We start from the raw sequence: 12737 nt of genomic DNA, 5'->3' as shown, positions 1-12737 counted from the left end.
GAAGGCGATGCGCGGAACCGGCGATCGGCAACGCCGCTCCGGGCTGCGCGCTGGCCAGGGCGAGGGCATCCAGTATGCTTCCACCCTGCCAGGCCCGAGCCGTTGCCGCACGCATCCCGCGCATGATGAAACTCCCGATCCGCCTGCTTTCGCGTCATCGCCTCGGCGCCCTGCTCGCGGCATGGCTGACCATATCCGGCGCCATGCCGGTCGCCGCCGACCAGTCGGGCCTGCCGACCACGCGCGGTCCGGCCAGCGGTCTTGCCGATTCCGCGGCGCTGCGTGCGACCGTGTTCGGCACGCCGCCCGACCAGCTCGCCGACGGACCCCAGCGTGTGCCGGTCAAGGAGATCGAAGTGCGCATGCCGTGGATGCGTCCGCTGCCGCGCGTGCTGTGGTTCAACGAACGCCTGCGTGTGTGGTTCTCTCCGCAAGAGGGTGAAGCACCACTGGCGATCGTCATCGCCGGTACCGGCGCCGACGGCAATGCCGGCAACATCCGCCTGCTGCGCGGTGCGCTGTACGGCGCCGGCTACCACGTGTTGAGCCTGCCCTCACCGACTCACCCGGGTTTCATCAGCGCGGCCTCGTCCACCGGTGTCGCCGGCGATCTGGGTCAGGACGGCGAGGATCTCTACCGCGCGGTCGTGCGCATCCTCGCCCACTTGCCGGATGCGCCGCGGATCAGCCATGTCGATGCGCTCGGCTACAGCCTCGGCGGCGCCAACGCGGCAACGCTGAAACTGATCGATGCACGCGAGCACAAGCTCGGCATCCGCCGCGTGCTCATGATCAATCCACCGGTCAGCCTGTTCAGTTCGATCGGCCGCCTCGACCGCCTGTTCGCGCAGGCGATCGGTCCGGCCGACAGCGGTCTCGAACACCTCTATCAGCGTCTGTACGCCGAACTGGCCAACCTCTACCGGGTATCGGATGCCGTGCAGGTCGACGAGACCTTCCTGTACGGCGCCGCCGCCGGCATCCTGCGCAGCGATGATGAGTTCTCCGCGGCGATCGCGCTGAACTTCCGCCTTGCCCTGGCCAACATGTTCTTTGCCGGCGACCTCTACACGCGCGCCGGCGCAGTGGTCGATCCGAAAGATCCGCCCGGCCCCGGCGACCCGCTTGAGCAGACCTGGGCAACCCTGCGCGGCAAGACCTTTGCCGACTACTTCAACGAGGTGTTCGCCCCGTACTACCTCAAGCAGCGCGCCGGCACGACGCGGGAAGCGCTGGTCGCGCGCAACCGCCTCGATTCGCTCGGCGATGCACTGCTCACCGACCTCGACTGCTACGTCCAGACCAATCGCGACGACCTCATCCTCGACCGCGACGAGCTGGCCTGGCTGGAACACGGTTTCGCGGGCCGCATCGCCGTGTACGAACACGGCGGACACCTGGGCAACATCGGCAGCCGCGAACAGGTAGCCGACATGCTGGCGATGCTCGAAGGCCGCTGGACCGGAGGTGGACGATGAGGCGCGCGTACACGGCCGTGTTCGCGGCAGCCATGCTCGCCGGCTGCACGTCGACGGGCAACGTGCGCGTGCGCGACCTGCCCGACGACCGCCCGGCGGAAAGCCGGGCCATGGCGATCGAGGCAGCGGCACGACTCGCCGCCGCGCAGGAAGCCGAAGCGCCACGAGCGGATGAGGAACCAACCGCGTTGGCGCCACCGGTCACCCCGGCCGATGCGCCATCGATGCGCACCTACGATCCATTCGAGCGCATCAACCGCTCCATGTACCGCTTCAACGCACACTTCGACGAGAGCGTGTTCCTGCCAGTGGCCAACGGCTATCGCCGCCTGCCGCGGCCGCTGCGTTCTGGCGTGCACAACTTCTTCGGCAACCTCGGCGAGATCGGCAGCACGCTCAACTTCGCCCTGCAGGGCCGCCCCGTTTACGGCCTGCGTGCCCTCGGCCGCTTCGCCATCAACAGCACACTCGGTGTCGGCGGCCTGATCGACGTGGCGAAGAGAATGAAACTGCCGCGCGCCGCGACCGGGTTCGGCACGACGCTGGCGAAATGGGGCATGCGCCCGGGGCCGTACATCGTGCTGCCGCTGATCGGGCCGTCGACGCTGCGCGACACGGCCGGCCTCGGCGGTGACTTCGGCCTCGCCTGGGGCATCGACGCAGGCGGGTTCTACCGCAGCTCGCGGAACTCGTGGATGTTCGGCGTGGCCAATTCGATCGATCTGCGTGCGCACATCGATTTCCGTTACTACGAGACCGGCTCGGCCTTCGAGTACGACACGATCCGCTTCCTGTACATGCGCCAGCGTCTGCTCGAAGACGAAAAGCTGCGCGCCGAGGGCGCCAACCTGCCGCGCAGCACCGGCACCCCGGCCGGGCAGTGAGGAATGGCGACCTGCACACGCCTGCCAACGGAGGCGACGCGAAGCGCCGCCGCTTGCGCATGAGCCTGCTCGTCGTTGCCGCCGTGCTGGTTGTCCTGATGGCGGCATGGGCTGCGTTCGCGATCGCATACCGCGCGCCGGGCCCGATGCTTGCGCGCGGCGTCATGGTCACGCTGTGGCTTGCGTTCACGCTCGGCGTACTGGTCATCCTGTTGCGCCACGATGCGCGTCTCGCCCTGCTTGCGTTCGTGCTGGCCTTTGTCCTGGTCAGCCTCTGGTGGCGAAGCCTCGAACCATCGAACGCGCGCGTCTGGGCCGATGATGTCGCGCGCACGCTGCGCGGCCAGGTCGACGGCGACCGCATCGTCCTCGATGACGTGCGCAACTTCGACTGGCGCACACGCGAGGACTATACGGCGCGTTGGGAAACGCGCGAATACGACCTGCGTCGGCTCGCCTCGACCGACATCCTGCTGTCCACCTGGGGTCGTCCCTCGATCGCACACATGCTCGTTTCGTTCGGTTTCGACGATGGCGAGCATCTCGCCTTCTCGGTCGAGATCCGTCGCGAGAAGCACGAGGAGTTCTCCGAGATCGCCGGATTCTTCAAGCAGTACGAGCTGAGCATCATCGCCGCCGACGAGCGCGACATCGTGCGCGTGCGCAGCAATGTGCGCGGCGAGGAGGTCACGCTGTATCGCCTGCGACTGGATGCCCAGCAGCGGCGCGCCCTCTTCCTTGCCTATGTCGGGGAAGCCAACCGCCTCGCTGCCACACCGCGCTTCTATGACACCATCACGACCAACTGCACGACCCTGGTCTACCACCTCGCCCGTCCGATCTTCGGACACCTGCCGCTCGACCACCGCCTGTTGCGGACCGGATACCTGGCGGAATACCTGGAGCGGCTTGGCGGCCTCGTGCCTGGCGTGGCGCTCGCCGACCTGCGCGAACGCGGTCGCATCAACGACCGGGCAAAGGCCGCCGACGCCAGCCCGACGTTCTCACGTGACATTCGTGTCGGCGTGCCAGGCGTCGGCGACGATGGCGCTCGCCTGGAGCCGGGGCGCCGGCACCCACCCTGATCGATCCCGCATGCGGCTGGACTCGCCCATCTCACCGTGATTCCTTGCAGTGGGCAGCGGCGCCGACGGCGATGCGCTCGATCAGGGCGCCCTTGCCATGCCGAGATCGCCGCGCTCAATGCAGGAAGGCGAGGTCCATGTCACGCGAGCAGACCACGACGTCATCGAGCAGGCCGCATTGACGCGCGTCGATGCCACTGGCGATCAGGAAGGCGCCGACATCGTCGCTGCTGCGATAGAGATACAGCACGCCGGGGGCGCCATGGTCGCTCGCGGCCTGTTCGCGCTCGCGCGCGCAATCCTTGTCGAAACGGGCGAGATAGGCACTGTTGGTCGGCACGTCCGCCCTGGCCGCGATCCAGTCGATCTCGACACCGCGGAACTTGTTGCCCGGAACGCCGTTGCCGAACAGCCCGCCACATTCGAATGACGGGTACTGGAAGATGCGCGCATGCGCACCTATCAGGCGTGTCCACCTGCTGCGATCGATCGTCGACGGGGCTTCCGCCGCGCTCGCGGCGCGGATGCCGGCTTGCATCGGCCAGGTGTCGGCGACCTGCAGGACGGCGGCCGCGACAAGGATCGCCGTGGCCGCGCGTGCCGACCAGCGCGTGCAGACGGCGACCATGCAGGCCGCCAGGGTCGCGTACAGGGCAACCCAGGCGAATCGACCCGAACCGCGCAGCTGCGAGAACGCGGCGATCAGTACATCCGGCAGGGGAATCGTCAGCACTTCACGCGCGCCGACGCCGACACGATGCGATATCGCGAAGGCGAGGACGCCCACCAGCACCGCAACCAGTACGGCATGCCGGCGCAGGTTTGCGCCGAGATCGCGCAGGGCCGGCAAGGCGAACAACACGAGCAAGGCCATGCCGGCACCAAGCCACGCACCACCTTCCCATTGGTTGCTGCCGGTGATCACCGGCATCGTGGTGCCAAGCCAGCGCCCGCTCAGCGTTTGCGGAAATGGCACCCACGGTGACAGCAAGTTCATCGAGTAAAGGCCGTAGTCGCCGAACTGGCTGGCCGTCGCCGTGAAGTAGCCGCCGATCAGCATGACCGCAAGCAAGGACAACACGATCGCAGCGAAGCGCAACACCACACCGCGCAGGCCATAGCGGCGTTCGCGCCAGCCATCGAGAACCGTCGCGGCCACGATCGCGCCAGCCATCGCCGTGAGGTAAGGCGTCACCAGCAAGCCGAACGCCGGCAGCAGGCATTGCGCGATCCATTGTCCGCGTGAAAGTCCCTCCTTGGCACGCACATAACCCTCGAGCGCGAACAGGATCAGGAACTGCGCCATCAATGCGGCCTGGCCGAAACGCAGGAACACGATCGGCATCCAGGCGAACACGATCACGCCGGCCAGATGCGGCAGCGGCGCCTCGATGCGCAGTGCGCGCAACAGACGCGAGGCGAACACCGCCTGCAGCACGAGACACAGCGCCACCCACAGCCCGGTGTAGATCGGTGGCTGGCTGTCAATCGGCCAGAACAGTCGCCAGGCGAGTTTCGCCGGCACGGCGAACAAAGGCAGGCTGTCGAAGAGGACGACACTGGCGCCCTCCGGATAATGCGTGTTGCCGATCGCCAACAGCGGGAAGCGCCAGGCATCGCGCGCGTAGTAGAACCAGCCGATCTCGCCCTTGGCCGGATCGCCAAGCTGGGTCTGCCAGTACGCGCCCGTGCCGGCGACGTAACCCGCATCGAGGGTCAGCGCAGCAAGCACCAGCCCGACCAGCAGGGCGGCGACGGCCAACCCGGGCCGACGACGATGAGCCGCCCGGATGCCGGTTGCGGCACCGTGCGGCGTGACCTTCCCACCTCCACCCATGTCACCCCCCATCCGCTCCGACCGTCTGGTCTCTCCCCACTACGCAAAAGCATGATCTCGGAGGTCAAGCGAACGCTCAGGCGGCGATGCCGTAGCTGCGCAAGAGCGGCTCGGGCGAAGGCTCGCGGCCACGGAACTCGACGAACGACTCCAGCGCCGGACGCGAGCCGCCGACGGCGAGGACGGAACGCCGCCAGGCCGCACCGACCTCGGGATTGAACACGCCCTCGCGCACGAAACGATCGAACGCGTCGGCCGAGAGCACCTCGGCCCACAGATAGCTGTAGTAGCCGGCACCGTAGCCACCGGCGAAGATGTGGGTGAAGCTGTGCGGGAAGCGATGCCATTCCGGTGGCTGGATCACGGCGACTTCCGCACGCACCTCGGCGAGCAGGTCGAGCGTGCGTGCACCGCGGGCGGGGTCGTATTCGTGGTGCAGGCGGAAATCGAACAGGCCGAATTCGAGCTGACGCACGAGGAAAAGTCCGGACTGGAAGTTGCGCGCGGCCTGCATGCGCTCGAACAGCGCGTCGGGCAGGCGCTCACCGCTCTGCCAGTGGCGCGCGACCAGATCGAGGCCGGCGCGCTCCCAGGCGAAGTTCTCCATGAACTGGCTCGGCAGCTCGACCGCATCCCACTCGACCCCGCTGATGCCGGAGACACCGGCGAAATCGACTTCGGTCAACAGGTGGTGCAGGCCGTGGCCGAACTCGTGGAACAGGGTGATGACGTCATCGTGGGTCAGCAGCGAGGGCGTGCCGGCGGTCGGCGGTGCGAAATTGCAAGTCAGGAAGGCGACCGGCGGATGCACGCCGTCGGCATCGCGCAGGCGCGTGCGGCAAACATCCATCCACGCGCCGCCGCGCTTGCCGGTGCGCGCGTAGAGATCGACATAGGCACCGGCAAAAACGCGGCCATCGGCGTCGACGAGGTCGTAGTAACGTGCGTCCTCGTGCCAGGTGTCGACACCCTCGCGGGCACGGAAACCGACCCCCAGCACACGTTCGACGATCGCGAACAGGCCATCCAGCACGGCGGGCAACGGGAAGTACGGCTTCAGTTCCTCTTCGCTCAGGGCATAGCGCGCGACGCGCAGCTTCTCCGAGGCCCAGGCCACGTCCCAGGGTTGCAGGTCGGCCAGGCCGAGCGTGTCGAGCGCGAACGCACGCAGTTCGGCGAGGTCACGTTCGGCCATCGGCCGCGCGCGCGCGACGAGGTCGCGCAGGAAGGCGATGACCCTGTCTGCCGACGGCGCCATCTTGGTCGCCAGCGATTCCTCGGCCGCGTTGGCGAAACCAAGCAGCCGCGCGGCTTCGTGGCGCAGCGCCATGATGCGTTCGATGCGCGCGCTGTTGTCGTGGCGGCCGCCCTGCGAATGCTCGGAGGCGCGCGTGCCGTAGGCGCGATAGACGCGCGTGCGCAATGCGCGGTCGTCGGCATAGGTCAGCACGGCCTGCACGCTCGGCTGCTTGAGCGTGACCAGCCAGCCGTCGAGATCCTTCTCCCGCGCATAGGCGCGCAACACGTCACGACCCGAGGCCGGGATGCCGGCCAGCGCAGCCTCGTCGGTGAGGTGCTCGCTCCAGGCATCGGTGGCGTCGAGCACCGCTTCCTCGAACTCGGTCGACAGCTTGGCCAGCTCGGCCGAGATTTCGCGGTAGCGCGTGCGCGCCGGCTCCTCGAGGGCGACGCCGGAGAGCTCGAAGTCGCGCAGCTCGTGTTCGACCAGGGTACGCGCGGCACGCGGCAGGTCGGCGAAGCCAGAGCCTTCGGCGACCGCCTTCACCGCCGCGTACAGCTCGCGGTTCTGACCGAGCGCGCTGGTGAACTCGACGATCTTTTCCTGCGCCGCCGAATAGGCCTTGCGCAACGCCTCCGAATCCTTGACTCCGTGCAGGTGGCCGACCGGCGCCCAGGCTCGCGACAGGCGTTCGTCGAGGCGTTCCGCGACCTGGATCACCGAAGCGAAGCTGCGCGGTGCTGGATCGGCAAGGATCGCGTCGATGCCGGCCTGGTAGTCGGCGAGGAGCGCATCGACCGCCGGTTCGATGTGTTCGGGTTGGATCGCGGAGAATCGCGGCAGTGCGCTGTCTTCGAGCAGTGGGTTGGTCACGTGAGGCCCGGGATTTGGGATTGGGGGATTGGGGATTCGATGAAGCCGGGATTGGGGATTCGGGATTCGGCAAAGCAGGAGCGGAAGCATGGAGCCTTGTGCTTTTCCCAATCCCGAATCCCCAATCCCGGCCTGTGAAACTGGCGGGTCGTTGGCGCAAAATCAAGCGCATGGGCCGACCGGGAGGGTTGTGTGCACCCACATCCGCTGCGCGACATGCTGCATTCGTTGCCCCTGTTCCGCCCGCTCGACGAAGCCGCGCTGGCAGGGCTCGAACACGAATTGCAGTACTTCGCCCTGCCCGGCGGCGCCGTGCTGTTCGAACAGGGTGAGGAAAGCGACGCGCTGTACGTGCTGAAAAGCGGCAGTCTCGGCGCGTTCCGCAGCGAAGGCACCGAACCGGCCGTGCTGGTCGGCACGATCTCGGCCGGCGAAACGGTCGGCGAAGTCGGTCTCCTGCTCGGTACGCCACGCAACGCCACCGCGCGTGCACTGCGTGACTCGGAGCTGTTGCGCTTGTCGCGTGCGGATTTCGAGAAGCTCATCGAACATCACCCGCAGGCCATGTTCGAGGCCGCGCGCCAGGCCCTGCGTCGGGTCAACGCGCGCGGCACCGAATCGACACGCTCGGCACCACGCACGCTGGCGGTACTGCCGCACGACGATGGCGTCGATGCCCACGGCTTTGCCAAACGCCTGGTCGCGGCCCTGCAGGAGTTCGGTGAAACCATACTGGTCGACGCGGCACTCGGGCTTGGCCAGTTGAGCACCTGGTTCGGCGAGATCGAGGAGCGCACGCGCTTCGTCGTCTATGTCGCCGACGGTGATGTCGAATGGAAGGCGTTGTGCCGACGCCAGGCCGATGCGGTGTTGCTGCTTGCCGATGCCGCCAGCGAACCCGTGCCGTGGTCGACCGTGGTCTGTCCCGATGCCGGCGGCACGCTGGCACCACCCTGCCAGCTCGTCCTCCTGCACCGCGGCACATTGCGCAACGGTGCGGCACGCCGTTGGCTCGCGCTGACCCCGGGCCTTGACCACCATCACGTGCGCGAGGCGCGCGACGTGCGTCGCATCGCCCGCCTGCTCACCGGACGCAGCCTCGGCCTCGTGCTGTCCGGCGGCGGCGCACGTGGCTTCGCCCAGATCGGCGTGGTGCGGGCGCTGCGCGAGGCCGGGCTCGAGATCGACCGTGTCGGCGGCACCAGCATCGGCTCGATCATCGGCGCGGGCGTGGCACTGGAGTGGAGCGACGAGGAAATGCTCGACAACTACCGGCGCGCCTTCGTCGCCGGCCGTCCGCTCAGCGACTACACGCTGCCGCTGGTGGCACTGACCCGTGGCGCGCGCGTCGCCCACCTGCTGCGCGCGCAGTTCGGCGCGCGCGACATCACCGACCTCGTCCTGCCGTTCTACTGCTGCTCGGCCAACCTCAGCACGGGCCATCTGGACACGCACCTCGACGGTCCACTGTGGCTGTGGCTGCGTGCGAGCTGCGCGATCCCCGGTGTGCTACCACCGGTGCTGCACGGCGGCCAGGTGCACGTCGATGGCGCGGTCATCAACAACCTGCCGACCGACGTCATGGCCGCACGTCATGCCGGCGCGATCGCAGCCATCGACATCAGCGCCGGCGACGTGCTGCATTCACCCATCGAGGAGTTCGCCACGCCCTCCTGGTGGCGCCTGCTGCTCGAGCGCCGCAGCGGGCGTCGCCCCGGCATCGTCGACATCCTGGTGCGATCGGGCATGGTCAACGCCGAGCGCGCCAGTGACGAACGCCGTGCGCTGGCCAACCTGCTGCTCGCCCCGCCGGTACGTGAAACCGCCCTGCTCGACTGGCGCGCCTACGATCGCACCGTCGAAGCGGGCTACCAGTACGCCCTGCGCATCATCGGCGGACGCAAGGATGGCCTGTACGAGCAGGTGCCCGTGGCGGTGTGATCGCCCACAGCGGCAGCGGATCGTGGCAGGCACCGAGGTTGTTTACCGATGTCGCAATGACGGGCATCACTCGAAGCCGTCAGCGAACAGCACATCGTCCATCACCGCCACTGCGGCATCGCGGACGATACGGAAGTTGTTCTGCCCGACCGGCGCTGCGCGGCCCCAGTAGAGTTCGAGCATGACCGCCGAATCGCCGACCAACGGGTGCGGCTGCACATCATCCTCGGTCGGCGTGGACGTGATCACACGGGTTGGCTGCCAAGCGAAACCATCCAGCGAGCGACGCACGCGCAGGTCGAACTGGCTGCCATTGGCGGCGATCCAGAACACGGCGAAGGCGCCGTCGGGCATGACCACGGGCAGGGAGTCGTGGTGGTTGCCGTTGCTGGCGAAGTCCTGCGGAATCGTGCTCCAGTCATATGGGTTGGTTGTCGTCTTGATGTGCATCGACAACGCCGTGCTGCCGACCTGGTAGCTGGCGAGATACAGGCCGTCGCTCTCCCGATAGGTGATGCGCGGCAGCTGGCTGCCGGTGGCGATCGGCGTGCGCAGCGTATCCCAGCTCACGCCGCCGTCGAACGAGCGCGCGATGTAGGAACCGGCGCCGAGGCGCTGGTAGCTCATGGTCAGCGTGCCGTCGGCGTGGCGGATTACATGCGGGTTGATCTCCCCACCGCTCGCCCAGCCGAGGTTGAGTGCGCCCTGCTCGGTGAAGGTGAGGCCGTCGCCGCTGGTCGCGCGCATGATGCGGTACGAGGCGGTCGAGCCCGTGCCCTTGAGGTAGAACAGCGCGTAGCCAGGAGCCTGTCGGACTTGGCATGGCCGGGCTGCCGATCCGTCCGCGCGGTGCGGGATTTCCGCCGCTTCTTGGCCTGCAGCGCCACTACAGGCCGGCGCATCGTCGATTATCCGCCCTCGCGCGGCCGAATTTTCGCCTCGACCATCCAGGTCCGACGGACTCCTGGACGGCGCAAGCTCGAGCAGGGCCGGATGCCGCTCGTTGGCCGAGGTCGCGATGATCGGCTGCGGCGCGCTCCAGGTCTCGCCGCCGTCGCTCGAGCGCGTGATCCACAGGTTGCCCCAGGCGCTGCCATCGAGGCGTTCGAACACAAGCAGGCGCACACCCTCCTGCGTGCGGATCACCGAGGGCTGGTAGTCGCTGAAACCCGGCGTGATCGCGACCGGTGCGGCTTCGATGGCACTGGCGCAACACAGCGCCAGGAGGATCGTGAACAGCGGCACTTGCTTCATCCGACGGGTCCCCGGTGCGTGGCCATCGCTTGAATCCTGGACTCCATCGCGGCGGTTCTTCCACAAAATATCCGCCTTGTGGGAGCAGCTTCGGCCGCGATGCTTTTCCACTTGATACGGTTCACAACCGCCTGCGCGGCATGCCGCGCAGGTCGAGGATGAATTCGACGCCGCTGTCGTCTTCGCGGTTGCGTGCCTGTGCGCGACCCTGGTGCAGTTCGGCGACCAGGCGCACGACGGTCAGGCCGAGGCCAAGATGCGGTGGCTCGCTGCCGCGCGTGGCCGGCTCACGCACGCTGACCAGGGTATCGAACAGACGATCCTGCATCGTCGCCGGCAGCAGCGGGCCGTCGTTGGCGATGGCGAGGCGCACGCCACCGTCGCGCGCAGCAAGGCGAATCTCGATCGTTCCGTATTCGGGCGTGAACGAGCGTGCGTTGTCGAACAGCTTGTCGAGTGCCTGTGCAAGCAGCTCCGGCGCTCCATGGAACGGCAACGCCGCGCCATCGGCGTCGAGCACGAGCCGGCGCGTGCCAACCAGTGCGCGATAGCCCTCTGTGCAACCGACGACGAGTGCGTGCAGGTCGAAATCCTCGGCGTCGGCCGCGGCGATCGCACGCTCGATGCGGTGGGCCTCGCTCATCGCGCGCACGATGCCGCCGAGCCGAGCGACGCCATCACGCGCACGTTCGAGATAGGCGTGCGCAGCGGCGGGGAGATCCTGGTGATCGAGGTTGTCGAGCGAGGACTTGACGATCGCCAGCGGCGTGTTCAGTTCGTGCGAGAGTTTCGCCGCCAGCGTGCGCAGGTAGTCGGTGTAGTGCCCGATCTCGTCGAGCAATGCGGCAAAGCTGCGCGCGAGGTCACCGAGCTCGTCCTTCGCATCGACCAGCGGCAAGGCACCATCGAGTCGCCCCCCGGCTCCGGTCGCGCGCTCGGTTGCGTTGCGCAGCCGTGCGATTCGCCAGGACAGCAGGCCGCCGAAGGCAAGCAGCACGATGGCAGTCACGGCGAACGCGGTCAGGCTCGCGCCGAGCAGACTCAGCAAGGCGCGGTTGGTCAGGGCCGGCACGGCCGGGTTGGCCTGTTCGAGAACCAGTGCACCGCGGGCGTCGGCCAACGGCACGGCCGCGATGAGACGCACCGTGCCATCGGCGGCACTGCGCCAGCGAGTGCCTGGGGTACCGGCAAGAACCGGTCGCAGGGCGTCATCATCGAAGCGCACCTCGGCGCCGATGTCAGCCACGGCAGCGTCGTCGGAAATCGCCGGAGGTGCCAGCAGCCAGCGGTAGACGGCCTCGGCAAGCCAGCCCTCGCGCGACCGCTCGGGCGGCGTCTCGTCGAGCACACCGCCGGCGGCAACCACCCAGCCGTCGCTCGAGAGCAGGCGTGCGCGCACGTGGTCAGGCACCAGACGCGCAAGCACGCGCGCATCGTCGTCGCTGTAGCCGAGCAGATGCAGCGCATCCACGGCTAGATCGCCATCGCCCTCGTCATGGATGACGAAACCGATCTTCTCGGGTGCGAACACGCGCGGCAGGCGCAGTTCGATGCTGTAACCCGAACCGTCGTCCTGCCATTCGCCGAGCAGGCGATCCGGCAGGTTGGCGACCGGTGCGGATGCAGGGGCGTCGAAACTGCCCGGCGCGGCGCTGGCGATGCGGTAGCGACGCGCCTCGTCGCCGCGCGCAAGTTCGAGCTCGATGCGATCGGCGCGCAGACCGGCCGGGTCGCGCGCATCGGCACGCGCCCGCGTCGTGTCGCGCACGCGGGCGTAGAGATAAAGCCACTGCGCGTCGCCGGCGAGCATGAGCTCGACACGTCCATCGGTGCCAAACCGCTGCGCAAATGGGCGCAAGGCCTGCCAATCACCGGCATAGCCGTCGATGCGCAGCGCCTCACGGCGTGGGTGCACGTACAGCATGGAACCCGCGGCGGGCACACCGACATCGAGCGCACCAAGCGCCCGCGCCAGCGTGCTCGCCGACGCAAGCAGGGTCTGCTCCTGCCCCTGCCGCAATACCGCTTCGGTCTGCCGCACGAACTGCCAGCCCGCCCACGGCAGGGTCAGCGTGGCCAATGCGACCAGGAGGAGCTTGTGTCGTAGGCGCATGGGAATGGGGAATCGGGAACAGGGAAATGGTC

General features: G+C 67.9%; 8 protein-coding genes. 4 read left to right on the top strand and 4 right to left on the bottom strand.

Features of this window, described 5'->3' with window-relative positions; all coding sequences use genetic code 11:
- Positions 1–122: 122 nt before the first annotated feature.
- From KF907_RS04915 to KF907_RS04905, 3 genes are read left to right on the top strand one after another with little or no spacing between them, the layout of a single operon-like run.
- Positions 123–1478: an alpha/beta fold hydrolase family protein gene (locus KF907_RS04915; RefSeq protein ID WP_291218756.1), complete on the top strand. Its 1356-nt coding sequence runs from the start codon at positions 123–125 to the stop codon at positions 1476–1478.
- Positions 1475–2362: an MlaA family lipoprotein gene (locus KF907_RS04910; protein ID WP_291218755.1), complete on the top strand. Its 888-nt coding sequence runs from the start codon at positions 1475–1477 to the stop codon at positions 2360–2362. Before KF907_RS04915 ends, KF907_RS04910 begins: the two co-directional genes overlap by 4 nt.
- Before the next feature lie 59 nt (positions 2363–2421).
- The gene (locus KF907_RS04905) at positions 2422–3447 is read left to right on the top strand and encodes an Lnb N-terminal periplasmic domain-containing protein (RefSeq protein WP_291218754.1); all 1026 of its coding nucleotides are present in this window, start codon (positions 2422–2424) and stop codon (positions 3445–3447) included.
- 115 nt (positions 3448–3562) lie between these two features.
- On the opposite strand, the gene KF907_RS04900 is transcribed toward KF907_RS04905, so the two are convergent.
- Positions 3563–5284 carry a DUF6311 domain-containing protein gene (locus KF907_RS04900; protein WP_291218753.1) on the bottom strand — a complete coding sequence of 574 codons (1722 nt, stop codon included), beginning with the start codon at positions 5282–5284 and terminating at the stop codon, positions 3563–3565.
- A 76-nt stretch (positions 5285–5360) separates the two neighbouring features.
- Complete coding sequence (locus KF907_RS04895) at positions 5361–7397, bottom strand: M3 family metallopeptidase (protein ID WP_291218752.1); 2037 nt, start codon at positions 7395–7397, stop codon at positions 5361–5363.
- A 192-nt stretch (positions 7398–7589) separates the two neighbouring features.
- On the opposite strand from KF907_RS04895, the gene KF907_RS04890 reads away from it, so the two are divergent.
- Entirely contained in the window at positions 7590–9338 is a 1749-nt protein-coding gene (locus tag KF907_RS04890) for a patatin-like phospholipase family protein (RefSeq protein WP_291218751.1), read from the top strand.
- Between the two features lie 66 nt (positions 9339–9404).
- Here KF907_RS04890 and KF907_RS04885 read toward each other — a convergent pair whose 3' ends face one another.
- Both KF907_RS04885 and KF907_RS04880 read right to left on the bottom strand, forming a co-directional pair.
- Positions 9405–10592: a sialidase family protein gene (locus KF907_RS04885; RefSeq protein ID WP_291218750.1), complete on the bottom strand. Its 1188-nt coding sequence runs from the start codon at positions 10590–10592 to the stop codon at positions 9405–9407.
- Positions 10593–10713: 121 nt separating this feature from the next.
- Positions 10714–12705, bottom strand: coding sequence for an ATP-binding protein (locus KF907_RS04880; RefSeq protein ID WP_291218749.1), 1992 nt, complete (start codon positions 12703–12705; stop codon positions 10714–10716).
- Positions 12706–12737 lie beyond the last annotated feature (32 nt).

It is taken from the genome of Dokdonella sp. (assembly GCF_019634775.1).
In the GTDB taxonomy this organism is placed as follows: Bacteria; Pseudomonadota; Gammaproteobacteria; order Xanthomonadales; family Rhodanobacteraceae; genus Dokdonella.
The sequence above is the reverse complement of the archived record's forward strand: the minus strand, read 5'-3'. Positions and strand labels throughout refer to the sequence as shown.